27 protein-coding genes and 1 pseudogene are annotated in these 22120 nt (G+C 70.1%); 20 read left to right on the top strand and 8 right to left on the bottom strand.

The features are described 5' to 3' along the window. Positions 1–17 precede the first annotated feature (17 nt). The gene (locus JHAT_RS04855) at positions 18–1586 is read left to right on the top strand and encodes an FAD-dependent monooxygenase (protein WP_171990746.1); all 1569 of its coding nucleotides are present in this window, start codon (positions 18–20) and stop codon (positions 1584–1586) included. 42 nt (positions 1587–1628) lie between these two features. Here JHAT_RS04855 and JHAT_RS04850 read toward each other — a convergent pair whose 3' ends face one another. Next, complete coding sequence (locus tag JHAT_RS04850) at positions 1629–2612, bottom strand: YafY family protein (protein WP_077796772.1); 984 nt, start codon at positions 2610–2612, stop codon at positions 1629–1631. 56 nt (positions 2613–2668) lie between these two features. On the opposite strand from JHAT_RS04850, the gene JHAT_RS04845 reads away from it, so the two are divergent. After that, positions 2669–3070, top strand: a complete 402-nt coding sequence (locus tag JHAT_RS04845) for a VOC family protein (protein ID WP_077796771.1) — start codon at positions 2669–2671, stop codon at positions 3068–3070. A 10-nt stretch (positions 3071–3080) separates the two neighbouring features. On the opposite strand, the gene JHAT_RS04840 is transcribed toward JHAT_RS04845, so the two are convergent. From JHAT_RS04840 to JHAT_RS04830, 3 genes are all read right to left on the bottom strand, one after another. Next, the gene (locus JHAT_RS04840; protein ID WP_375603543.1) at positions 3081–3449 is read right to left on the bottom strand and encodes a hypothetical protein; all 369 of its coding nucleotides are present in this window, start codon (positions 3447–3449) and stop codon (positions 3081–3083) included. A gap of 16 nt (positions 3450–3465) precedes the next feature. After that, on the bottom strand, positions 3466–4335 hold the full coding sequence (locus JHAT_RS04835) for a helix-turn-helix domain-containing protein (RefSeq protein WP_077796770.1): 870 nt from the start codon (positions 4333–4335) through the stop codon (positions 3466–3468). A 256-nt stretch (positions 4336–4591) separates the two neighbouring features. After that, positions 4592–5023 (bottom strand): ATP-binding protein, encoded by a 432-nt coding sequence (locus tag JHAT_RS04830; RefSeq protein WP_077796769.1) that lies wholly within the window; start codon positions 5021–5023, stop codon positions 4592–4594. Between the two features lie 157 nt (positions 5024–5180). On the opposite strand from JHAT_RS04830, the pseudogene JHAT_RS04825 reads away from it, so the two are divergent. Further along, positions 5181–5441: pseudogene (locus JHAT_RS04825) on the top strand (helix-turn-helix domain-containing protein); the annotation flags it as partial. Here JHAT_RS04825 and JHAT_RS04820 read toward each other — a convergent pair. Continuing rightward, positions 5425–6324: a helix-turn-helix transcriptional regulator gene (locus JHAT_RS04820; protein WP_171990745.1), complete on the bottom strand. Its 900-nt coding sequence runs from the start codon at positions 6322–6324 to the stop codon at positions 5425–5427. The pseudogene JHAT_RS04825 and the gene JHAT_RS04820 overlap by 17 nt on opposite strands. Before the next feature lie 77 nt (positions 6325–6401). Between JHAT_RS04820 and JHAT_RS04815 the strand changes: the two genes are divergently transcribed. From JHAT_RS04815 to JHAT_RS04775, 9 genes are all read left to right on the top strand, one after another. Further along, on the top strand, positions 6402–7181 hold the full coding sequence (locus JHAT_RS04815) for an SDR family oxidoreductase (RefSeq protein WP_077796767.1): 780 nt from the start codon (positions 6402–6404) through the stop codon (positions 7179–7181). A gap of 1 nt (position 7182) precedes the next feature. Further along, positions 7183–7392, top strand: coding sequence for a 4-oxalocrotonate tautomerase family protein (locus tag JHAT_RS04810; RefSeq protein ID WP_077796766.1), 210 nt, complete (start codon positions 7183–7185; stop codon positions 7390–7392). Positions 7393–7637: 245 nt separating this feature from the next. Further along, entirely contained in the window at positions 7638–8996 is a 1359-nt protein-coding gene (gene gdhA, locus JHAT_RS04805; protein WP_171990744.1) for an NADP-specific glutamate dehydrogenase, read from the top strand. Positions 8997–9122: 126 nt separating this feature from the next. After that, positions 9123–10307: an acyltransferase gene (locus tag JHAT_RS04800; RefSeq protein ID WP_077796764.1), complete on the top strand. Its 1185-nt coding sequence runs from the start codon at positions 9123–9125 to the stop codon at positions 10305–10307. Between the two features lie 183 nt (positions 10308–10490). Beyond that, positions 10491–10871 (top strand): hypothetical protein, encoded by a 381-nt coding sequence (locus tag JHAT_RS04795; protein WP_077796763.1) that lies wholly within the window; start codon positions 10491–10493, stop codon positions 10869–10871. A gap of 40 nt (positions 10872–10911) precedes the next feature. After that, on the top strand, positions 10912–12978 hold the full coding sequence (locus JHAT_RS04790; protein ID WP_077796762.1) for a hypothetical protein: 2067 nt from the start codon (positions 10912–10914) through the stop codon (positions 12976–12978). Next, the gene (locus tag JHAT_RS04785) at positions 12975–13514 is read left to right on the top strand and encodes a hypothetical protein (RefSeq protein WP_077796761.1); all 540 of its coding nucleotides are present in this window, start codon (positions 12975–12977) and stop codon (positions 13512–13514) included. The genes JHAT_RS04790 and JHAT_RS04785 overlap by 4 nt, the downstream gene beginning before the upstream one ends. A gap of 576 nt (positions 13515–14090) precedes the next feature. After that, entirely contained in the window at positions 14091–15431 is a 1341-nt protein-coding gene (locus JHAT_RS04780) for an AAA family ATPase (RefSeq protein ID WP_077796760.1), read from the top strand. 4 nt (positions 15432–15435) lie between these two features. Then, the gene (locus tag JHAT_RS04775; RefSeq protein ID WP_077796759.1) at positions 15436–15942 is read left to right on the top strand and encodes a hypothetical protein; all 507 of its coding nucleotides are present in this window, start codon (positions 15436–15438) and stop codon (positions 15940–15942) included. 13 nt (positions 15943–15955) lie between these two features. Here JHAT_RS04775 and JHAT_RS04770 read toward each other — a convergent pair whose 3' ends face one another. Continuing rightward, positions 15956–16402, bottom strand: a complete 447-nt coding sequence (locus JHAT_RS04770) for an ATP-binding protein (RefSeq protein WP_077796758.1) — start codon at positions 16400–16402, stop codon at positions 15956–15958. A gap of 154 nt (positions 16403–16556) precedes the next feature. On the opposite strand from JHAT_RS04770, the gene JHAT_RS04765 reads away from it, so the two are divergent. Together JHAT_RS04765 and JHAT_RS04760 are read left to right on the top strand one after the other, a co-directional pair. Then, entirely contained in the window at positions 16557–17402 is an 846-nt protein-coding gene (locus JHAT_RS04765; RefSeq protein WP_077796757.1) for a helix-turn-helix transcriptional regulator, read from the top strand. Then, entirely contained in the window at positions 17399–17587 is a 189-nt protein-coding gene (locus tag JHAT_RS04760) for a DUF397 domain-containing protein (RefSeq protein ID WP_077796756.1), read from the top strand. Before JHAT_RS04765 ends, JHAT_RS04760 begins: the two co-directional genes overlap by 4 nt. A 66-nt stretch (positions 17588–17653) precedes the next feature. On the opposite strand, the gene JHAT_RS04755 is transcribed toward JHAT_RS04760, so the two are convergent. Both JHAT_RS04755 and JHAT_RS04750 read right to left on the bottom strand, forming a co-directional pair. After that, positions 17654–17950 (bottom strand): type ISP restriction/modification enzyme, encoded by a 297-nt coding sequence (locus JHAT_RS04755; RefSeq protein ID WP_216353419.1) that lies wholly within the window; start codon positions 17948–17950, stop codon positions 17654–17656. A 54-nt stretch (positions 17951–18004) separates the two neighbouring features. Continuing rightward, positions 18005–18322: a hypothetical protein gene (locus JHAT_RS04750; RefSeq protein ID WP_077796755.1), complete on the bottom strand. Its 318-nt coding sequence runs from the start codon at positions 18320–18322 to the stop codon at positions 18005–18007. Positions 18323–18855: 533 nt separating this feature from the next. Here JHAT_RS04750 and rpsJ point away from each other — a divergent pair. The 6 genes from rpsJ to rpsS are packed head-to-tail and all read left to right on the top strand — an operon-like array spanning position 18856 to position 22080. Further along, positions 18856–19164: a 30S ribosomal protein S10 gene (gene rpsJ, locus JHAT_RS04745; protein WP_003948644.1), complete on the top strand. Its 309-nt coding sequence runs from the start codon at positions 18856–18858 to the stop codon at positions 19162–19164. 16 nt (positions 19165–19180) lie between these two features. Beyond that, entirely contained in the window at positions 19181–19825 is a 645-nt protein-coding gene (gene rplC / locus JHAT_RS04740) for a 50S ribosomal protein L3 (RefSeq protein ID WP_037858413.1), read from the top strand. Positions 19826–19833: 8 nt separating this feature from the next. Beyond that, complete coding sequence (rplD, locus tag JHAT_RS04735; RefSeq protein WP_077796754.1) at positions 19834–20490, top strand: 50S ribosomal protein L4; 657 nt, start codon at positions 19834–19836, stop codon at positions 20488–20490. Continuing rightward, positions 20490–20909 (top strand): 50S ribosomal protein L23, encoded by a 420-nt coding sequence (gene rplW, locus JHAT_RS04730; protein WP_007443985.1) that lies wholly within the window; start codon positions 20490–20492, stop codon positions 20907–20909. Before rplD ends, rplW begins: the two co-directional genes overlap by 1 nt. 40 nt (positions 20910–20949) lie before the next feature. Further along, positions 20950–21786, top strand: coding sequence for a 50S ribosomal protein L2 (rplB, locus tag JHAT_RS04725; RefSeq protein ID WP_003974264.1), 837 nt, complete (start codon positions 20950–20952; stop codon positions 21784–21786). Positions 21787–21798: 12 nt separating this feature from the next. Next, complete coding sequence (rpsS, locus tag JHAT_RS04720; protein WP_010036728.1) at positions 21799–22080, top strand: 30S ribosomal protein S19; 282 nt, start codon at positions 21799–21801, stop codon at positions 22078–22080. Positions 22081–22120 lie beyond the last annotated feature (40 nt).

Here is a 22120-nt window from a genome sequence, read left to right as displayed (position 1 = left end):
CGGTGACAGTGGGCGCCATGGACTGTGACGTAGTGGTGGCCGGGGGCGGCCCGGTCGGTCTGATGCTGGCCTGCGAGCTCCGGCTCGGGGGCGCGCGGGTGGCCGTACTGGAGCGCCTGACCGGAGTGAACCCGGTGATCAAGGGCGGGGCGATCACCACGCCCAGCGCCGAGGCGCTCTACCGCCGGGGCATGCTGCCCGCCCTGGCCGAGGTGCAACGGCGGGCGCTGGACCGCTTCCAGGCGTTCCTGCGCGAGCGGAACGGTGAGGGCGGGGACGGTGACGGAGACGAGGCCGCGGGCCAAGGGCTGGGGACCGTCGGGCACTTCGGCGGAATCCTGCTGCGCGCCGCCCTGGTCGACCGTACCGAGCCGGGCCTCGGCGACGCCGGACCCGCCGCCGACATCGCCTTCGTGACGCAGCAGGACGTCGAGCGGCTGCTCGGCAGGCGCGCGGACGAGCTCGGCGTCGACGTGCGCCGGGGCGTGGAGCTGACCGGCTTCGACGCCGACGACGAGGGCGTCACCGTGCGGACCGGCCGCGGGGCGATCCGCGCCGGCTGGCTCGTGGGCTGCGACGGCGGCCGCAGCACGGTCCGCAAGCTCGCCGGGTTCGCGTTCCCCGGTACGGACCCGGAGGTCACCTGTCACCAGGCGGTGGTGGAGATGACCGGCGCCGAGGACCTGAAGGTCGGCTGGACCGCCACGGACACCGGGGTGTACGCCTACGGGCCGATGCCGGGCCGCGTCGTCACCGTCGAGTTCGACGGCCCGCCGGCCGACCGGGACGCGCCGGTCACCGCCGAGGACCTCCAGGCTCGACTGCGCCGCGTCTCCGGCGTGGACGTCACGGTCACCGGGGTGCGGACCGCGACCCGCTTCACCGACCACGCCCGCCAGGTCACCGAGTACCGCAGGGGCCGGGTGCTGCTGGCGGGCGACGCGGCGCACGTGCACTCCGCGTTCGGCAGCCAGGGGCTGAGCCTGGGGATCGGGGACGCGATGAACCTCGGCTGGAAGCTCGCCGCGGTGATCGCCGGGCGGGCGCCGGAAGGGCTGCTGGACACGTACACCTCCGAGCGGCACCCGGTCGGCGCACGGGTCCTGGACTGGACCCGGTCCCAGGTCGCGGTCATGCGCCCGGACCCGCGGTCCCGGGCCCTGCGCGCGATCGTCAGCGACCTGGCGGAGACGGTCGCGGGCACCACGTACCTCACCGCGCGGCTCAACGGCGCCGCCGTGCGGTACGAGCTGCCGGGCGAGCACCCGCTGACCGGCCGCAGCACCCCGGACCTCGAACTGGCCGACGCCGGCCGCCTCGCGGACCACCTCCACGGCGGCCGGGCACTCCTGCTCGACCTCACCGACGACCCGGAGCTCAGGGCCCTGGCCGCGGGGTACGCCGACCGCGTCGACACCCTGACGGCCGGCTGCCCGTCCCGCCCGGAACTGGCGGCGGTCCTCGTCCGTCCGGACGGCTTCACGGCGTGGGCGGCCGACACGGGGGAGCAGGCGCCGACGGCAGGGCTGGCGGAGGCACTGGAGGAGTGGTTCGGAGTCCCGGAGGGCGCGGTGACGCCGGGCTGATCCGCCGCGCTGCCGACCGGCACGGGCCTGGGGGAGGAGACGTCAGGCCTCCGCCCCCTCGTTCGCGGCGAGCAGCTCCCGCGTCCGGCGCACCAGCGCCTCCCTCACCGCATCGGGCGCCAGCACGCGCAACGGCGTGCCGAGGCTGAGCAGGTACCCGGCCAGCCCCTCCGCGCTGGACCCGCCGATCTCCACGACGGTGGCGTCCGGACCCTCGGCCCGGTGCAGCCCGACCGTCGCGGGGATCAACCGCAGCGCCTGCTCCTCGGACACCGGCAGGCGGACGGTGGCCAGCAGCGCGTACGGCCCGGTCGCGCTCGCGCGGGACACGAGCAGCGCCGGATCGGGCAGCGGTTCGGTGAACTCGACGGGCCGCCCGGTCGGCTGCATCCGCTCCACCCGGTCGGCCCGGAAGGTCCGCCACTCACCCCGCGCGACGTCGAGCGCCACGAAGTACCAGCGCCGCCCGGTGTGCACGAGCCGGTACGGATCCACGTCGCGCACACTGGCCCGCCCCTCCCAGTCCCGGTACGCCATCCGGGCCCGCTCGCCCCGCCGGCACGCGGCCGCCAGCTCCAGCAGCATCCCCGCCGGGACCTGCGGCTCCCCGGCCCTCGGCGTCTGCACGAACGCGGCGTCCATCTCCCCGAGCCGGTCCGCGACCCGCTCGGGCAGCACCTGCCGCAGCTTCAGCAGTGCCGACAGCGCCGCCTGGTCCCCACCGAGCGCCCCGCTCAACGCCGCCTCCCGCAGCCCGACGGCCACGGCGAGGGCCTCCTCGTCGTCGAGGATCAACGGCGGCGTACGCGTCCCCGGCCGCAGCCGGTACCCGCCCCACGGCCCCGGGTCGGAGTCCACGGCGTACCCGAGCTCCCGCAGCCGCGCGACGTCCCGCCGCACCGTCCGCTCCGTGACCTCCATCCGCTCGGCCAGCTCACCGCAGGTCCAGGCGGGACGGACGGCGAGCAGGGAGACCAGTCGCAGCAGCCGGGCGGAAGTACTGAGCACGGTCCAGAAGTCTTCCACGCCCCCGCCGCCGACCAGGACCGAACCTGTCCTGGTCACGTCCTACGGTCTCTCCCATGACGACAACGGAGAACACCCCCGCGACCACGTCCCCGGCCTTCCGCTACGCGGCCGTCACCTTCGACTGCTCCGACCCCGTGGAGATGGCCCGCTTCTGGGGCGAGGCCCTCGGCCTTTCCGTCGCCTTCCACACCGACGACTTCTACTTCCTCGGCGGCAAGGACGGCGGGCCCGGCCTCGGCTTCAACCGCCTCCCCGACTACCGTCCGCCGACCTGGCCGGGGACCGACCAGGAGAAGCAGGCCCACATCGACGTCGGCGCCGACGACCTGGACGAGGGCGAGGCCCGCCTGCTCGCCCTGGGCGCCACGAAGCCCGACTTCCAGCCGTCCCCGGACCGCTGGAGGGTGCTGCTGGATCCGGCGGGGCACCCGTTCTGCGTGTCCACGATGGCGTGAGCCGACAGGGCTACTCGTCCTCGAAGGCGGCCTCGGCGGTCGGCGCGGTGACGGCGCGGGCGAGCCAGTGGCGGAGAACCTCGGGGTCCCCGCACTCCGTGATGCGCGCACGGACGTCGTCGGAGACGTCGAGGCCGCGCTGCTCGAGGACCAGCAGAACGTCCTGTGCGCCGCGTTCGGCCCGGCCCTCGTCGCGGATTTCCTCGGAGATGTAGGACGTGTGGAAGGAGAGGTCCACGGCCACCAGGTTCCTCCAGAGGTGCTTGGCCGGGCGGTTGCCCAGGCCCTGTGCGGTGAATTCGACGAGGGGACCCGCGACGTCTTCCGGCGTGTCCCGCTGGAAGACGCGGTGCATCGCCTCGTGGGGCGGGCTGTCCATGGGTTTCCTTGTTGGTTCAGGAGTGCGCGGTGGCTGCTCGGCAGTCGCGGCAGTGGGTTTGGGTCTCGGGGGCGCGGAAGGCCCGGTCGCAGCCGTCGCAGGTGCGCATCCGGTGGCGGGGCGGCGGCGGGGCGGGCGCCGGTGCGCGGAACGGGGGCGGGGGCGGCAGTTGGGCGGTGAGGCGGTGGGCGAGGAACGCGGCCGGGCGGTGCAGGGGTTCGTCGGGCAGGTCGTGGGTCAGGGCGTGGCGTACGGCGGTGGGGGCGACGTCGCGTTCCAGCCAGGCGGCGACGCCGGGGGCCAGGTGGGTGGTGTCGGTCGCGGAGAGCAGCAGGCGGGGGTCGTGGCGGCGCAGGCCGGCGAGGAGGTCGACCGCCGTCTGGAGGAGGGCGGGGGCCGTGCAGCTCGGCTGCGGGACGGCGGGGAGGGCTTTGCGCCCCGTACGGCGCGGCGGCGCAGGCGTTCGCTTCGCGGGCGGACACCCCGTGTCGACCGGCTCGCGCCGGTGCCGGGGCTGGTTGCAGGAAACGGTGCGGGTGACGATGCGGCCGGTCTCGGTGCGGTGGCGTTCGCGGCGCAGGTAGCCGTGGGTCTCCAGCTCGCGCAGGGCGGCGGCGATGCGGGTGGGTCCCTCGGGGAAGCGGGCGGCGAGCGACTTGATGTCGGCGCTGGCTCCGGTGGGGAGCGACTGGAGGTGGCAGCCGAGGCCGATCGCCAGCAGCGACAGCTCCTCGTGCTGGACCAGGTGGTTGCCGATCACCACGAAGCGGGTGGTGTGGCGGGTGTTGTCGTGGACGATGCCGCCGCGGTGGTGACGGGGGCGGGGCGGATTGCCGTCTGCTGCTGACTGGGCGCGCGAGGGCGCGCTAGGGTTTTGGGTACCCATCGGGAAGTTCCTCTTGTTCTGCTTCCTTGGTGGTAGGCCCTCGCACCGGGATGCCAGTCCCAGCGGGGGCCGATGTCTTTTCGGCTGTGCCTGCTTGCGCTGAGAGTAGGGGAGTTGAGGACCCGAAAATCCAGCTGAGCCGGTGATGTTCACCCGCCCGGGTGATGACGCGCCGCGGGCGGGAGGGGTGGGGCTTGGTGGGGGTCATTTCTCCCCGAGTTCTTTCTCTTGGTAGGGCACCGACGGCACCGCAACCTCAGAACTCGGGTTCCGGTGGCGTGCAGCGCAGTTCCGCCCAGACCGTCTTGCGCGGGAAGCGGCCCTCCGTCACTCCCCAGCGGCTCGCCAGCGCCTCCACCAGGAGCAGGCCACGGCCGGATTCCGCGTCGACGGCCGGTTGTTGCGGATGCGGGAGTTCCTCGCCGCGGGTGTCGGTGACCTCGATGCGGAGGATGCCGCCGACGACGTAGAGCGTGAGCCGGAAATCGCGGCCCGGGACGCGTCCGTGGGCGCTCGCGTTGTTGGCCAGCTCGGCGACGAGGAGGCGCGCCGGGTCCAGGGGCAGGCCCCAGGAGCGGAGCTGCTCGGTCGCGAGGAGACGGGCCAGCCGGGCTCCGCGTGGCGTGGGGGAGAGCTGCACGCTGAAGTTGCGGACGGACGAGCTGAGTTCGGCGGATTTCTGGTTCACGTCACTCAGCGTGGCGGCGTGTGCGTACCGTGAGAAGTGACTCGGTGAGTACGTACGGTGACTGTCCGGCGCTTGTCCAGTGGTGTCGGTGCTGTCTGCGCGGTGCGTGCGGGTAGGGCGCTGGGGCAACACGGTGAGCGCGACGAAGGGGTGCGGGATGACGGTCGAGACGGACGAGTCGGGGTGGGAGGTGGACCCCGACGACGAGTGGGGCGTCGCGGTCATCACCACGGTGGGACGGCAGTTGAAACCCCGTCGGGAGGCGGCGGGCCTGCGCGCCGGCGAGTTCGGCGTGGCGGTCGGGTACGGGGAGGACCTCGTCTACAAGGTCGAGGGCGGCAAGCGGATCCCGCGCCAGGAGTACCGGGACAGGGCCGACGAGGTACTGGGGTCCGGTGGGCTCACCCCTGCCGCCTGGGCGACCTTCCTGCCGTACGCGTCGCAGCGCTGACCTCCTGCGTCCCGACGACCGCCAGCAGCTCCAGCAGCCCCGCGCTCTCCGTGCCCACCGCCGGGGTGAACCAGAGGAGCCGCTGGCGGCCGTCCTCGCTGAACAGGTTGAGGCAGTTGACCTCGATCAGGCCGATCACCGGGTGGAGGAGCCGCTTGCGGTCGTCGCGCCGGAAGGCCACCTCGTGGTCGGCCCACAGCGCGGCGAACTCGGGGGAGACGTCGAGCAGCGTACGGATCATCGACCCGGTCTCGGGGTCCTTGGCGTCCCGCCGGGCCGCCGCGGCCCGCAGGTCGGCGACGAAGGCGCGGGACTGGGTCTCGTGGTCGGCCTCGGGATACAGCAGCCGGGCCTCCGGCTCGGTGAACCACCGGTGCACGAAGCTGGCGCGGGGCCCGCGGAGACCGGACTGGTCCCCGAGCAGCGCCACGGCCAGCGGATTCTGCACGAGCGTGACGTGCAGGTCGGTGATCACCTGCGCCGGGGTGGACGTCATGCGCCCGAGCAGGTCCAGCATGCCGGGGTGCACGTGCGAGGCGGGCCCGCCCTGGACGGGCACCGGCCGGTCGGCGAGCCGGTACAGGTAGTCCCGCTCGTCGCCGGACAGCCGCAGCGCCCGCGCCAGCGCGGCGATCATCTGCTCGGACGGCTGGGACCCGGCGCCGCGCTCCAGCTCGTTGTAGTAGTCCACCGACGCCCCGGCGAGCTGGGCGACCTCCTCGCGGCGCAGCCCCGGCACCCGGCGGCGCGGTCCGGCCGGGAGTCCGACGTCGGCGGGGCGGATGCGCTCGCGCCGCGACCGCAGGAACGCTCCCAGCTCGGCGTACTTCACAGCGCTCATGCCGTCCATTCTGCGCCGGGCGGGGCCGGCGACCCAGGGGACGGCATCCCCTGGATGCGCCCGTCGACCGGACGCATCGTGGAGTCATGACCACGCACACGCATCACACGAACCAGCAGACACCCGAACCGGCGGGCGGCACACGGGTCGCCGTCGTCACCGGCGGATCGCGCGGCATCGGCCGGGCGGTCGCGCGGAAGCTCGCCGAGGACGGCCTGGCCGTCGTCGTGAACTACGCCCGCGACGCCGCGGCCGCCGACGAGACGGTGGCGGCGATCACCGCCGCCGGCGGACGGGCGATCGCCGTGCAGGCCGACGTGGCGGAGGAGAAGGAGGTCGCCGCGCTGTTCGACCGGGCGGAGGAGGAGTACGGCGGCGTCGACCTGGTCGTGAACGCGGCCGGGCGGATGACGCTGTCGCCGATCGCCGACCTGGACCTGGCGGCGCTCGACGCCATGCACCGCACCAACATCCGCGGCACCTTCGTCGTCGCCCAGCAGGCGGCGCGACGACTGCGCGCGGGGGGCTCGTTCGTCGGGTTCTCGACCTCCGTGGTGGGGGCCCAGTTCCCCACCTACGGCGGCTACGCGGCGAGCAAGGGCGCCGTGGAGGCCATGACGATGATCCTGGCGCGGGAGCTGCGCGGGCGGGACATCACCGTGAACACGGTCGCCCCCGGCCCGACGGCCACGGACCTGTTCCTCGACGGCAAGACGCCCGAGCAGGTCGAACGCCTCGCCAAGACGCCGCCCCTGGAGCGGCTGGGCACCCCGGAGGACATCGCCGCCGTGGTCGCCTTCCTGGGCAGCCCCGCCGGGCACTGGGTGAACGGCCAGATCCTGCGCGCCAACGGAGGGCTGGTCTGACATGCCCTTCGCCCACTTCAAGGTCCCCGCGGGCACGCTCACGCCGGAGGACAAGAAGAAGATCGTCGAGCGCACCACCGACCTCTACGCGGAGATCTACGGGGAGCGCGCCCGCCCGACCACCGTCGTCCTCGTCGACGAGGTCCCCGACGGCGGCTGGGGCGTCGCCGGGCACGTCCTCACGGCGGCGATGCTCAACGGGGAGGCGTGACCGGGCCCGGACCGCCCGCGTCCCGTACGTCCTCCGGTGGCCGGTACGCGGCGACCCGGTCTCACATAGTGGTCGGGGCGCAGACCGAACACTGGCCAGGGTGTTTACATGCGCGTAACACTTAAGTGTCCCTGCGCGCGGCAACGGCGCCGAGCGCCCCTCACCGGACGGGACGGGAGTCACGCCGGCCACCCCTCCCGGCCTCCCTCCCGGTCCTGGTGCCAGCCGTGCCAGAAAGGGCTTCCGTGACGACGCGATCCGAGACGAAGACCACGCTCGACCACCTGCTCACCGAGATCGAGCACCGCAACCCCGCCCAGCCGGAGTTCCACCAGGCCGTCCACGAGGTGCTGGAGACGCTCGCCCCGGTGGTCGCCGCCAGGCCCGAGTACGCCGAGCCGGGGCTCATCGAGCGTCTGGTCGAGCCCGAGCGGCAGGTCATCTTCCGGGTGCCGTGGCAGGACGACCAGGGGCGCACCCACGTCAACCGCGGCTTCCGTGTCGAGTTCAACAGCGCGCTCGGCCCGTACAAGGGCGGTCTGCGCTTCCACCCCTCCGTCAACCTGGGCGTCATCAAGTTCCTGGGCTTCGAGCAGATCTTCAAGAACGCGCTGACCGGCCTCGGCATCGGCGGCGGCAAGGGCGGCAGCGACTTCGACCCGCACGGCCGCAGCGACGCCGAGGTCATGCGGTTCTGCCAGTCGTTCATGACGGAGCTGTACCGGCACATCGGCGAGCACACGGACGTCCCCGCGGGCGACATCGGCGTCGGCGGCCGGGAGATCGGCTACCTCTTCGGCCAGTACCGGCGGATCACCAACCGCTGGGAGGCCGGCGTCCTGACGGGCAAGGGCGCGGGCTGGGGCGGCTCGCTGATCCGCCCCGAGGCGACCGGCTACGGCAACGTCCTCTTCGCGGCCGCGATGCTGCGCGAGCGCGGCGAGGACCTGGAGGGCCAGACGGCGGTCGTGTCCGGCTCCGGGAACGTGGCGATCTACACCATCGAGAAGCTGGCCGCCCTCGGCGCCAACGCCATCACCTGCTCGGACTCCTCCGGCTACGTGGTCGACGAGAAGGGCATCGATCTGGAGCTGCTCAAGCAGATCAAGGAGGTCGAGCGCGGCCGGGTCGACACGTACGCCGAGCGGCGGGGCGCCTCGGCGCGCTTCGTGCCCGGCGGGCGGGTCTGGGAGGTCCCGGCCGACATCGCGCTGCCGTCGGCCACGCAGAACGAGCTGGACGAGAACGACGCCGCCGCGCTGATCCGCAACGGCGTCAAGGCGGTGTCCGAGGGCGCCAACATGCCGACGACCCCCGAGGCCGTCCACCTCCTCCAGCGCGCCGGCGTCGCCTTCGGCCCCGGCAAGGCCGCGAACGCGGGCGGGGTCGCGGTCAGCGCCCTGGAGATGGCCCAGAACCACGCCCGTACGTCGTGGTCGGCGGAGCGCGTCGAGGACGAGCTGACGCACATCATGAACGACATCCACACCACCTGCCACGAGACCGCCGAGCGCTACGGCGCCCCCGGCGACTACGTGACGGGCGCCAACATCGCCGGCTTCGAGCGCGTCGCCGACGCGATGCTCGCCCAGGGCGTCATCTGACGTACGGGTGAACGCGCCGCCAACGCCGGACGGGGCGTTGGCGGCGAGTCGTCGAAAGCACTTCCGCAGGCGGGACGGCTGTTCTTGTCTGGACGGATGGTGCATGCGGCGGACAAGGGAACACCGATGGTCGAGCGGGCGGCGAGACGCGTCGCGGGGCGGTCGAGGCAACCGCTCCCGCCGCTCGCCGTGACCGTTCCGGGCCCCGCCTCCGGACCCCCGGCACCGGCCGCCGCCCGCCCCGGCGGCCGCCTGTACGTCATCGACGGCATCCGGCTGCTCGCCGCCCTGATGGTGGCCGTGCACCACTACGCCGGGACCTGGCGGGCCGACCGCCCCGGCAACGCGATCTGGGACCGGCCGGTCTCCGAGATCATGCCGACGGTGTTCCGGTTCGCCTCCTACGGCTGGATCGGCGTCGAGATCTTCTTCGTGATCAGCGGCTTCGTGATCTGCATGTCGTGCTGGGGGCGCACCCCGCGCCAGTTCTTCGTCTCCCGCGTGATCCGGCTCTACCCGGCGTACTGGTTCGCGGTCCTCTTCACCACGGCCGTGCTGATCGCCGTACCGGGGGTGTGGGAGCGCCTGCGCCTGCGCGAGGTGCTGCTCAACCTGACCATGCTCCAGTCCGGTTCGGCCGTGCCCAACGTCGACGGCGTCTACTGGACCCTCTGGTCGGAACTGCGCTTCTACCTGCTCTTCCTCGTCGTGGTCGCCATGGGGCTGACGTACCGCAGAGTGGTCCTGTTCTGCTGCCTGTGGGGCGCGGCGGCGATGCTCGCGCCCATCGCCCGCCTGCCCCTGCTGGAACTGGTCGCCAACCCGGACGGCGCCTGGTACTTCATCGCGGGCCTCGCCCTCTACCTCATGCACCGCTTCGGCCAGGACCTCCTGCTGTGGGGCATCCTCGCCATGGCGTGGCTCATGGGACAGCTGGAGCTCGGCAACCGCATCGAGGAGATCGAGCACGTCTCCGGCTGGCGGGGGAGCGTGCTGATCTTCACCGCCTTCCTGCTCTTCATGGTCGCCGTGGCCCTCGGGTACACGGACCGGATCCGCTGGAAGTGGCTGGTCACGGCGGGCGCCATGACGTACCCCCTCTACCTCGTCCACTACGCGGCCGGCACCGCGCTCATCAACCGCCTCCACGGCACGATGGACGCCCGCCTCCTGGTGGCCGCGGTCATCGCCGGCTTCCTGCTCCTGAGCTACCTCGTCCACCGCCTCGTGGAACGCCCCCTGTCCCGGCTGCTGAAGCGGGGACTGGACACGTCGTTCGCCCGCCTGCGCAACGCGGGGAACGGGGCGTGAGCCGCGGGCCGGGCGAACCGGCCGCGCCCTGGCAGAACCCGGTGGCGGATCCGACACCACGGAGCCGGACGGAACGCCCTCGCGCCGGACGACCGGCCGACGAGCCTGTTCCCAGGGTGAGGTACCGTGACCCTGAGTGATCAGTAGATCCGGGAGCGCTTGTCGCCGGGGAGGCGGTTCGTCGTGAGTGGTGCTGTCGCGCCGGGGCCGGTGGGCGGTGGGCGGAAGGACCTGGCCTCCACACCCGCCGAGAAGGCGGCCGCCGTGAAGGCGATCGAGGAGCACATCCAGCCCGACACCGCCAAGGCCGGGGCGTGGGCGGACGAGGACACGGGGAGCGCGGTCAAGGCGTTCGCGGCCAAGGACGGGGACGGCTGGCTCATCTCCGGGGCGTTGAAGAAGGCCCACGAGACGTGGGGCGAGCAGGTGAAGAACCTGATGGACCGGCTCGACGCGGAGAAGGGCGCGCTGCGCGGCGCCGGCACGATCCTGCAGAGCACGGACCACGGGGTGGGGGCCCAGACCCTGAAGATCCGTCCCCCGTCCCCGCTGGACCGGCTCTGAGGCGCGAGGCGGGGAAGGAACAGGGGAGGGGAACGGGCGGATGCCGACGTACCACGAGATCATGACCACCGACCTCGACGCGCTCATCACCGCCGCCGACCGGTGGGACGGCATGGCGGGCGAGTTCGCCGAGCAGGAGAAGGCCTACGGCCGGGATGTGCACGGCATCTCCATGGGCACCGGCTGGGTGGGACTGAGCGCCGACGCGGCCAACCGGCGCTTCGACGTCACCCTCAAGGAGTTCGGGTACGCGCAGACCGAGGCCAAAGCGGTGGCCGGACTCCTGCGCGACGCGCACGCGCAGTTCGTCGACCTGCGCGGCCGGCTGAAGTCGGCACGGCAGGACGCCGTGGACGCGGGCATGAAGGTGTCCGAGCAGGGCCATGTGAGCCTGGACATCGAGCGGTTGTCGGACGCCGAACGCAGAACGCTGCGTCACGATCCGGGGTGGCAGGAGGCCGTCCAGTCGTGGCAGGACCGCATCGACAAGGCGGTCCGGGACGTCACGGACGCGGACGTGGGCGTACAGATCGCCCTGCAGGCCGTCGTGACCGACTCCAGCGTCATCGCCGGGGGCAAGGGCTTCAACGGCGAGGCGAAGAACGACATCGAGAAGTACGAGGGCGAAGCGGCCGAGGAGGCGCTGGAGAAGCTCCGCGGCGGCGGTCGCCTGTCCGACAGGGAGATCGCCGAGCTCGAGCGGACGTTCCGCGACAACAGCGACGACCCGGCGTTCTCCCGCACTCTCCTCGACGGCCTGGGCGCCGACGGCACCCTCACGCTGACGAACGAGCTGAACGACCTCATCCACGTACGGGGCGGCGACCGCGCGGCCCACTACTCGACGATCGAGACCGGCCTGGCCAACGCCCTGGCCTCCGCGACGAAGGACACCAAGTCGTCGTGGTACGAGGGCTGGCGCGAGGACATGCGCGAGGCCGGCGTGGAGCGGCACGGCACCGACGCGCAGGGCGCCCGCCTGGACAAGGCCGTCGGCTACCAGTCGCTCGTCACGCTGATGCAGAAGGGACACGGATACTCGCCGGACATGCTCGGGGACCTCACCGACGACATGATCGCGGCGGAGAAGAAGGATCCGGGCATCTGGCAGCTGAAGCACGAGTACGCCGGCAAGCGGGACGGCTGGTTCGCCAACGACCCGGTGGACGGCATGCTCGGCCTCATGAGCCACCACCCCGACGCGGCGGCGGCGTATCTCGGTTCCGACGAGAAGATGACGTACCTGATGAAGGACAGGGACTGGGACGTCACCCTGCACGAGCACGAGGGCGCCAAGGCCAGCACGTACACGCCTGGGGTGGACGGCGACAACCGTGCCGGTTTCGGCGCCGCGCTCCAGGCCGCGGCGACCGGCATCGACCCGTCGGACGAGAACGCGCGGTACGTCGAACACACGAAGCAGAACGACGCGGTGTTCACGTCGGCCCTCACGTCCCTGGCCGACAGCGGCGACGACTTCCCGCCGTCCCTGCGGCAGCCGATGGCGAACATCATGGTCAACCACGGGGACACGGTGCATCGATCGATGAGCAATATCAGCATGGCCGATTCACCGATTGATCAGACCGACCTCCTCGAGGTCACCAAGCAGGTCTCCAAGGACTCGGACGCATACAGCACGCTGAACGGCGGACTGAATCAGGCCATGGTGGCCGACATCCATGACGACGGAGCCAAGGGGTCGACTGAGTCACTGAACAGGGCCGGGCGGACGATCGGCTTCCTCGAAGAGGCGCGCGTCCAGGCGCAAGGCGATCCCAAGGTCGCGGAATTCGAGGCCAAGCCACTCATCGACGAAGCGATCAGTTACATCCCTGTGGTCAGTGACAAGGTGCAGCAAGGATTTGACTATGTTACGGGAAAGTGGCTGGAGGACGAACAGCGGAGGCTCGACGGTCAGCAGACCGCCGATAATATTGCGCACTATTCCAGTCGGAACGGACAGTTGATGGCACTCGCCGAGGAATGGCGAGGAACTCGCGAGTCACCTCCCCGAGAACCGTACGATGTTCAGAAACAGATCAACGAGTCCGCCGAGGACGGAATTAAGCATGCGCAAGGAGTATCGGGAAAGCAGGCGACGTGAAGTCCCTCAAGTGGCATGGGGTGACAGTTTTTTTCGCGCTGGCGATAGTCCTCGTCACGACCGGCTGCGACCGGTCGGATGGCGACCAGATCCCGGAGCTGCTGTGCGGTACCCGGATCGACCGGGAGCTGTTCCGCTCGGTTCTCACCTCCACGGGCGACCTGACCGAGTCCAACAGGCTGGACCCATCTGAGGGGATCTCAGCCCCCTGCACTCTCTTTTCCAGCGGGAAGCGGATTCTGGAGCTTCACTTCTATTACTCCACTGCGAGCCCTGAATTTGCTGGGCGATCCAAGTATGATCCCGTCTTCCGGGATATTTCGCAGTGGAAGTCGGTGAACATCGCGGACGAGGCAATCGTCGGCAATAATGGTGCGATCGTATCGGGGTCGTGCGTTGTCGGTCGTAACACCGACTTGATTATCGAAATGCGCATGCCTGAGGTGAACATCATGGATGAAAGCCACCGCAAGGACATCGAGAAGTTCATGCGCGCCTACTTCCCCGCCACCGTCAAGACCCTGCACTGCCGGTGAGCCTCTCCTCGGAGGTGGTTGCTCGGGTGCTCGTGTGTAGGGTTTGGTGACGTGGGGTACAGCCAGCCGCCTCGATTGGCCAGCCCCGCGCCCCGTACACCAGACCAGCCGAGTCGCCCGGTCGAGCGCCGATGCTGCGCGCCTTTCGCCGGGAGGGCCGGAAGCGAGTCCCACAACTCGTCGTCCCTGATCAGGGGCGGACGTACGGGAACCTTCCGGAAAGCGTCACCGGGGTGCAGACCAGGCACCCGGTGGGCTTCTCGCCCCGCCCGCGGTTCCGGAAGGGCCCGCACGCCCCCGGCAGAGAAGTCCCCAAAGGGACATCTGTGTCAGCAGGAGCGCGACATGCCCGACCGCGTGGGTCAGAGGTGAAGGGCGGCGCTCTGGACACCGCCCACGCCCGCAACTGGACGCAGAACAGCGGCAGAGCTCCAGCAACTGTCGCGCTTCGCCGTGCTGCAGGTGGCCGGTTGACTGTGCGGCACACCGGTAGGCCGCCGTTGGACGGGTACGAGGGCTGCTGCTTAGCTGGGGTCAGGACTGTGCCAGGTCGACAGCGAACGAGAGAGGTGTCCGGTGGAGACTCCCCGCCTTGAGGAGGTGCGGCTGACCTCCTTCAAGAGCTTCACCGAGCAGCGCCTGCCCTTGCAGGACCTCACCGTGCTGATCGGGCGCAACGGCAGCGGAAAGTCCAACGCGCTGGACGGGCTGATGGTGCTGTCCCGGCTGGCACTGGGAGAGCCGGTGCGGGACGCACTGGACGGGCCGCGCAGCGGGGGGGAGGAACCGATCCGAGGTGGCGCCGAGGGGTGCGCGCCGCTGGGGGAGGACCGTTTCGGGCTCGGGTGCCGCGTGCGGTCCGGAGAGGCGGTTTTCGACCTGGACGTGGTGATCGCGGTCTCGCCTGAGGTGCGCATCCTCCGTGAGGAACTGACGGCGGTCGAGGGCGTGCCCTACGCAGGCCGTCGACTGGCGGCGGGACGCTCCCTCCTGGCGAGCGACGCACCGGACGCACGCCGCAGTGACCTCAACGTCCGCTACTTCAACGGGCGGCGTGGTCTCGACCCGGGAGTACCGTTCGCCGCCGACCGGCTGCTGGCCGGGCAGGTGCCGGTGAGGCTGCCCGCGACCACGGAGGCCACGAAGCTCGTGCACCGAGCGGCGCAGGACGTGCTCGCCGTTCTGCGGGACGTCTTCCTCCTTGATCCGGTTCCGCATCTCATGAGGCAGTACGTCAACGCGCGCGACGTGGAGCTCAGACGCAGCGCCGACAATCTGAGCGCAGCGGTCGCGGGCCTGGCCAAGACCGATCCCGCCGCTTTCGACAGGCTTACGGAGCTGGTGGCGGGAATGCCCGAATACCCGGTGCGGGGGGTGAGCAGTGTCGGCACCAAGTTGGGGGATGTGCAACTGGTACTGCGCGAGGCGGGATATCACGGAGCGGAGCACGACGTCCCGGCACGGCTCCTGAGTGACGGCATGCTGCGATTCCTGGCCTTCGGCACCGCCTTGCTGAGTGCGCCCGTCTCCGGCGGTGGCGACGAGCCGCTCCTGACGCAGCGGCACCTGGTGATCGAGGAGATCGAGAACGGCCTCTACCCCACCCAGGCCGCACGGGTACTGCGCCTGATGAAGGAGGAGTCCCAGCGGCGACGCATCGATGTGCTCTTCACCACCCACAGCCCGGCCCTGCTCAACTCTCTGAACGCACAGGACCATCCGGGAGTCGTCGTGTGCAGCCGGGACCCGGAGTCGGGGGAGAGCCGGCTGACCCGCCTCACGGAACTGCCCGGCTATGTCGATCTCCTGGCCGCGGGAGACCTCGGCGACGCGGTGACCAAGGGGCGCCTGCCGGATGCCGTGCGCCCCCGGGAAGAGGGCGTGACAAGCGTCGAGGACTTCCTGAGGAGCCTGTGAGCCCGTGAGCAGACAGCAACAGTCCGGGCTGCGTCTCCCCGTCGTCGACTTCCTGGACACCTCCGTCTTCGTCGAAATCCTCGGCGTACCTCATATGAACGCCCACCGCGACGAAGTCCTGTCGGAGATGGACGTCCGGCTGAAATCCAAGGTGCGCTTCGTGCTGCCGACCGCGACCGTGATCGAGACCGGCAACCACGTCTTCCAGATCAAGAACGGTGATGCCCGCCGGAAGTGTGCTGCGGATTTCATGAGCATGCTGCGCAGGACCGCGCGCGGGGAGGCGCCCTGGGTGCTGCACGAGCGGACCTGGGACGGTGCCTTCCTCACCTCGCTCTGTGACGGCGGTACCACCGGCATGGACCTGGCCACGCACGCCGTACGACAGCAGCTGGGCACCGGCGACCTGAGCATCGTCTCCGAGCGGGACCTGTATGCGGCCCGGGCGCGGGCCGAGGTCCGCATCTGGACGCTGGAGACCACGATGGGGACGTGGGCCGAGCTGCCCTGAGCCGCGCCGTCCGCTACCGCCGGGGTGGGGCGGGGCACTGTCCGGCGGACCCGGTCCCCACCTCGGCCCAGACGGTCTTGAGTGGGGGCGGGCCGGGGGCGACGCCCCAACGGTCGGCGAGGGCCTCCACGAGCAGCAGGCCGCGGCCGGACTCGGCGTCGTCGGTGGAGTGCTGCGGGCACGGCAACCGGTCACCGCGCGTGTCGGTGACCTCGATGCGGAGAGTGTCACCGACGACGTACAGCAGCAGCTGGAAGTCCCGGCCGGGGACGCGGCCGTGGGTGACGGCGTTGGCCGCCAGCTCCCCGACGATGAGCTCTGCCGGATGCGACGGCAGCCCCCACGTGCGCAGTTGCTCGGTGGCGAGCAGCCGAGCGAGACGGGCGCCGCGCGGCGTGGAGGACAGCTGGAGGCTGAGGTTACGAACGGGGCGGGCGAGGTGGTTTTCAGGGGCACGCATGTCTTGATTCACGTCACTCAGCGTGGCCGAACCTGATTCCGTGGATGAGTGACAACGCCTGCACGTACCGTCACTGTCCCGGCTTTTGTCTCGGCTGTCTCGGCTGTCCCAGGCGTTGTACGGAGTACGAGTACGCGCCGAAGGAGGAGCAGCCGTGGACGAGGGTGTCGACGAGGCGGGCTGGGATGTCGAGCCGGGTGACGAGATCGAGCCGGTGGTGCAGGCGGTGGGCCGCCTGCTCAAGGTATGCCGGGAGGCCGCCGGGATGAGCGTGCCCGAGCTGGCGGCCGCCCTCGGATACGGCGAGGACATGATCCGCAAAATCGAGCGAGGGGCCCGCATTCCCCGCCCGGAGTACCTGGACAGAGCGGACCAGATCCTGAAGGCGCAGGGGCATCTGAGGGCCTTCATGGAGGACATGCGCAAGGCACGGTATCCGAAGAAGGTGCGGCAGTTGGCCGAGCTGGAGGAACGGTCGGTGGAGATGCTGCTGTACAGCAATCACAACATCCACGGGTTGTTGCAGACGGAGGAGTACGCGCGGGCGCTGCTTCGTACCTGGCGTCCCGCCTACTCGCCGGACGAACTGGAGCGTATGACGGTCGCTCGTATGGCCCGGAAGTCCGTCTTCGAGCGCTCACCCGCGCCAGAGTTCAGCTTCGTCCTGGAAGAGGTGACGCTGCGCCGCCCGGTCGGAGGCACAATGGTGCTGCGCCGACAGCTCGAACACATGCTGGACGTGGCGAAGTTGCCGTTCGTGGAGCTTCAGGTGATGCCTACCGCCCACGCGAACCACCCGGGAACGGGTGGGCTTGTCGAGGTGCTCAAGTTCGCGGACGGTACGGGGATGGGGCGTACCGAAGGTGACTTCGGAGGCCGCCCGGTCTCGCACCCCAGGCAGCTCCGCGTTCTCGATCTGCGCTATGGCATCATCCGGGCTCAGGCGCTCACACCAGAGGAGTCTCTGGTCTTCATCGAGCAAATGCTGGGAGAGCTATGAGCACGCCGGAACTCCACTGGTTCAAGAGCAGCTACAGCAGCAGCAGTAACGGCAACGACTGCGTTGAAGTCGCCCCCACCCCCGCCACAGTCCACGTCCGCGACTCCAAGAACACGTCCGGCCCCCGACTCGCGCTCACACCCGAGGCGTGGGCGGACTTCGTGACCTACGCGTCGCAGAGCTGACCTCTCGACGCCCGCACCCCACGAGAAGCCGGAGCCTCACGTGGGGTGTTCCGCGTCGGCGGCGGATCAGCCGGCGTCTTCGATGATGTCGAGCGGCGGGAGGTGCCTGACGATCTCGATGGTGGCGAGACTGACCGTCATGATGCGCCTGAGCAGGTCGACGATGTAGCGCGGATCGTCGGACCAGTCGTTGGGATCGTTGACGATGCCGGACTTGGGATCGGTCCTCACCTGGTACCGGTCGATGATCCATTCGATGGCGGAGCGCGACCCGAGCTGGTACTCGTACGCCTCCTCCGGGATGTTCTCCAGGGTGATACGGCGCCTCCGTCTTCGCCGCCGAAGAACAGGAGACCGAGCCACTGACACGGATGGCCGCGAGCCGCCCGCACCTCACTGTGTGACGGGCGCGTCTGATCAGGCGGTGCCCGGTCCCGTTCCGGCGTCCGGCCCCGGGCGGCCGGACGTCCTCGCCAGGCGCGTCAGCAACTTCGCGTAGACCGTCGTCGCCGCTGCCACGATCGTCGCGATGGTCGACAGGGCGAGGATGCCGAGCAGGGCCGGCCACTGGCGGAGTTCGCTGGCGCAGGCGCCGTCGGTGCGCTGGAACGGGTCGAGCAGCGGACCCTCGCAGCGCGGCTCGCTGTCGCCGCCGTAGGAGCTGAGCATCAGGATCGCGAAGCAGCCCCACAGGGCCAGGGACAGCAGGATCCAGGTGATCGACCACTTGTCCACGCGATCGGCCGCCCGGAGCGACGCCTCGCCGAGCTGTTCGGCTTCCGGCGTTCCGGTCGTTCAGGCCTCGGTCATGCTCGTCCCCTCCCGAATGTCCCGGCATGTCCCGCCCCGCGCCCTCGCCCGGCGGGCCGCGGTTTGATCCGCGTCACGTGCGGGGTATTCTCTCCGGCTCGATTGGCCAGGCCCCCGTCCCGTATGGCAGACTAGCGGGGTTGCTCGGTCGAGTGCCGATGCTGCGCGCCTCCCGCCGGGAGGACCGGAAGCGAGTCCCACAGTACTCGTCGCCCCTGATCAGGGGCGGAAGTATGGGAATCTTCCGGGAAGTGTCAGCGGGGTGCAGGCCAGGCACTCGGTGGGCCTTTCGCCCCCGGCCTGCGGTTCCGGAAGGGCCGCGCTCCCCCAGCAGGGAAGTCCTGGAGAAGGACATCTGTGTCAGCGGGAGTGCGACACGCCCGACCGCGTGGGTCGGCCGAAGGGGTTCGAACACCGGGTTCCAGAGCGTTTTCGAGAGACAGGACTACGAAGTAGCCATGGCGGGACAGAAGATCCGCATCCGGCTCAAGGCCTACGACCACGAGGTCATCGACTCCTCGGCGAAGAAGATCGTCGAGACGGTGACGCGTACTGGTGCGTCGGTCGCGGGCCCGGTGCCGCTGCCCACTGAGAAGAACGTGTACTGCGTCATCAAGTCGCCGCACAAGTACAAGGACTCGCGCGAGCACTTCGAGATGCGCACGCACAAGCGCCTGATCGACATCCTCGACCCGACCCCCAAGACCGTTGACTCTCTGATGCGACTCGACCTCCCGGCCGGTGTCGACATCGAGATCAAGCTCTGAGGCCGGTGATCTGAAGATGACCAAGCAGATCAAGGGCATCCTGGGCGAGAAGCTCGGCATGACGCAGGTGTGGGACGAGAACAACCGCGTTGTTCCGGTCACCGTCGTCAAGGCCGGCCCCAACGTCGTCACCCAGGTCCGCACGAACGACGTCGACGGCTACGAGTCCGTCCAGATCGCCTTCGGCGAGATCGACCCGCGCAAGGTGAACAAGCCCCTCAAGGGCCACTTCGCCAAGGCCGACGTCACCCCCCGCCGCCACCTTGTCGAGATCCGCACCGCGGACGCCGCCGAGTACACCCTGGGCCAGGAGATCACCGCTGAGGTGTTCGAGTCCGGTGTCAAGGTCGACGTGACCGGCAAGAGCAAGGGCAAGGGCTTCGCCGGTGTCATGAAGCGTCACAACTTCAAGGGCCTCGGCGCCGGTCACGGCACCCAGCGCAAGCACCGCTCGCCCGGCTCCATCGGTGGCTGCGCCACCCCGGGTCGCGTGTTCAAGGGCCTCCGCATGGCCGGCCGTATGGGCAACGAGCGGGTCACCACCCAGAACCTGACCGTCCACGCCGTTGACGCGGAGAAGGGTCTGCTGCTCATCAAGGGCGCGGTTCCCGGTCCGAACGGCGGCCTCGTCCTGGTCCGCACCGCGGCCAAGGGGGCCTGAGGTAACCGATGAGCACTGTTGACATCCTTTCGCCGGCGGGCGACAAGGCCGGTACCGTCGAGCTCCCCGCGGAGATCTTCGGCGTTGAGAAGGTCAGCGTCCCGCTGATCCACCAGGTCGTCGTCGCGCAGCTGGCCGCTGCCCGCCAGGGCACGCACAAGACCAAGACCCGCGGTGAAGTCCGTGGTGGCGGCAAGAAGCCGTACCGCCAGAAGGGCACCGGCCGCGCGCGCCAGGGTTCGACCCGTGCGCCGCAGTTCGCCGGCGGTGGCGTCGTGCACGGTCCCGTGCCGCGCGACTACTCGCAGCGGACCCCGAAGAAGATGAAGGCCGCGGCCCTGCGCCACGCCCTCACCGACCGGGCCCGCCACAACCGCATCCACGTCGTCACCGGCGTGATCGAGGGCGAGACCCCCTCCACCAAGGCCGCCAAGAGCCTGTTCGGCAAGATCAGCGAGCGCAAGAACCTGCTGCTCGTCGCCGACCGCTCCGACGAGGCCGCGTGGCTGTCCGCCCGCAACCTGCCCCAGATCCACATTCTGGAGCCGGGCCAGCTGAACACGTACGACGTTCTCGTCTCGGACGACGTGGTCTTCACCCAGGCCGCCTTCGAGTCCTTCGTGTCCGGCCCGAAGGCCAATGACACCGAAGGGAGCGAGGCCTGATGGCTACGCGTCACCCGAGCATCGCCTCGAAGGCCGCCAAGGCGGCCAAGGCCGCGCGCGTCGCCAAGGCGCGTCGCCACGAGGCCGAGGGCAAGAACACCGTCGTCACCCCGGCGAGCAAGGCCTTCACGGACCCCCGTGACGTGCTGCTCAAGCCGGTCGTGTCCGAGAAGAGCTACGCGCTGCTCGACGAGAACAAGTACACGTTCATCGTCGCGCCGGGCTCCAACAAGACCCAGATCAAGGAGGCCGTCCAGGCGGTCTTCTCGGTCAAGGTCACCGGGGTCAACACGATCAACCGCCAGGGCAAGCGCAAGCGGACCCGCACCGGCTTCGGCAAGCGTGCCGACAGCAAGCGCGCGATCGTGACCCTCGCCGAGGGCGACCGTATCGACATCTTCGGCGGTCCGACCTCCTGACGGAGGTCCGGATCGTCCGATATCGGACGAGGACTGAGAAATGGGTATCCGCAAGTACAAGCCGACGACTCCGGGCCGTCGTGGCTCCAGCGTCGCCGACTTCGTCGAGGTCACGCGGTCCACGCCGGAGAAGTCGCTGGTCCGCCCGCTGCACAGCAAGGGCGGCCGTAACAACGCCGGTCGTGTGACCGTTCGCCACCAGGGTGGCGGACACAAGCGCGCCTACCGCGTGATCGACTTCCGTCGTCACGACAAGGACGGCGTGCCGGCGAAGGTCGCGCACATCGAGTACGACCCCAACCGCACCGCGCGCATCGCGCTGCTGCACTACGCCGACGGCGAGAAGCGCTACATCCTCGCCCCGCGCAACCTGCAGCAGGGTGACCGCGTCGAGAACGGTCCCGGGGCCGACATCAAGCCGGGCAACAACCTGGCCCTCCGCAACATCCCGGTCGGTACCACGATCCACGCGATCGAGCTCCGTCCCGGTGGCGGCGCCAAGTTCGCCCGCTCCGCCGGCGCCTCCGTGCAGCTGCTCGCGAAGGAGGGCACGATGGCCCACCTCCGCATGCCGTCCGGAGAGATCCGCCTGGTCGACCAGCGCTGCCGCGCCACGGTCGGCGAGGTCGGCAACGCCGAGCAGAGCAACATCAACTGGGGCAAGGCGGGCCGCAAGCGGTGGCTGGGCGTTCGCCCGACCGTCCGTGGTGTGGTCATGAACCCGGTGGACCACCCGCACGGTGGTGGTGAGGGCCGGACCTCCGGTGGTCGTCACCCCGTGTCCCCGTGGGGCAAGAAGGAAGGCCGTACTCGTTCGCCCAAGAAGGCGTCGAACAAGTACATCGTCCGCCGCCGCAAGACGAACAAGAAGCGCTAAGGACGGGTTGAGATGCCTCGTAGCTTGAAGAAGGGACCCTTCGTCGACGACCACCTGATCAAGAAGGTGGACGCCCAGAACGAAGCCGGTACCAAGAACGTCATCAAGACCTGGTCCCGTCGCTCGATGATCGTCCCGGCGATGCTCGGCCACACGATCGCGGTGCACAACGGCAAGACCCACATCCCGGTGTTTGTCACCGAGTCCATGGTCGGCCACAAGCTCGGCGAGTTCTCGCCGACGCGCACCTTCCGGGGTCACGTCAAGGACGACCGGAAGTCGAAGCGCCGCTAGTCAGCGGGGTGTGAAAGACCATGACAAACACTGAAGGGAC

The organism is Streptomyces sp. JHA26, from assembly GCF_002005565.1.
Taxonomy (GTDB): Bacteria; Actinomycetota; Actinomycetes; order Streptomycetales; family Streptomycetaceae; genus Streptomyces.
The sequence above is the reverse complement of the archived record's forward strand: the minus strand, read 5'-3'. Positions and strand labels throughout refer to the sequence as shown.

What these genes read in the sequence shown, in the direction of transcription:
- rplC (WP_037858413.1), top strand. Translation starts at nt 19,181, where the DNA reads ATGACCAAGCAGATCAAGGGCATCCTGGGCGAGAAGCTCGGCATGACG.
- JHAT_RS04820 (WP_171990745.1), bottom strand. Translation starts at nt 6,324, where the DNA reads ATGGACGGCATGAGCGCTGTGAAGTACGCCGAGCTGGGAGCGTTCCTG.
- JHAT_RS04800 (WP_077796764.1), top strand. Translation starts at nt 9,123, where the DNA reads ATGGTCGAGCGGGCGGCGAGACGCGTCGCGGGGCGGTCGAGGCAACCG.
- JHAT_RS04790 (WP_077796762.1), top strand. Translation starts at nt 10,912, where the DNA reads ATGCCGACGTACCACGAGATCATGACCACCGACCTCGACGCGCTCATC.
- rplW (WP_007443985.1), top strand. Translation starts at nt 20,490, where the DNA reads ATGGCTACGCGTCACCCGAGCATCGCCTCGAAGGCCGCCAAGGCGGCC.
- JHAT_RS04840 (WP_375603543.1), bottom strand. Translation starts at nt 3,449, where the DNA reads ATGGACAGCCCGCCCCACGAGGCGATGCACCGCGTCTTCCAGCGGGAC.
- JHAT_RS04855 (WP_171990746.1), top strand. Translation starts at nt 18, where the DNA reads ATGGACTGTGACGTAGTGGTGGCCGGGGGCGGCCCGGTCGGTCTGATG.
- rplD (WP_077796754.1), top strand. Translation starts at nt 19,834, where the DNA reads ATGAGCACTGTTGACATCCTTTCGCCGGCGGGCGACAAGGCCGGTACC.
- JHAT_RS04760 (WP_077796756.1), top strand. Translation starts at nt 17,399, where the DNA reads ATGAGCACGCCGGAACTCCACTGGTTCAAGAGCAGCTACAGCAGCAGC.
- rpsJ (WP_003948644.1), top strand. Translation starts at nt 18,856, where the DNA reads ATGGCGGGACAGAAGATCCGCATCCGGCTCAAGGCCTACGACCACGAG.
- rplB (WP_003974264.1), top strand. Translation starts at nt 20,950, where the DNA reads ATGGGTATCCGCAAGTACAAGCCGACGACTCCGGGCCGTCGTGGCTCC.
- JHAT_RS04835 (WP_077796770.1), bottom strand. Translation starts at nt 4,335, where the DNA reads ATGGGTACCCAAAACCCTAGCGCGCCCTCGCGCGCCCAGTCAGCAGCA.
- JHAT_RS04810 (WP_077796766.1), top strand. Translation starts at nt 7,183, where the DNA reads ATGCCCTTCGCCCACTTCAAGGTCCCCGCGGGCACGCTCACGCCGGAG.
- JHAT_RS04815 (WP_077796767.1), top strand. Translation starts at nt 6,402, where the DNA reads ATGACCACGCACACGCATCACACGAACCAGCAGACACCCGAACCGGCG.
- JHAT_RS04770 (WP_077796758.1), bottom strand. Translation starts at nt 16,402, where the DNA reads ATGCGTGCCCCTGAAAACCACCTCGCCCGCCCCGTTCGTAACCTCAGC.
- JHAT_RS04845 (WP_077796771.1), top strand. Translation starts at nt 2,669, where the DNA reads ATGACGACAACGGAGAACACCCCCGCGACCACGTCCCCGGCCTTCCGC.
- rpsS (WP_010036728.1), top strand. Translation starts at nt 21,799, where the DNA reads ATGCCTCGTAGCTTGAAGAAGGGACCCTTCGTCGACGACCACCTGATC.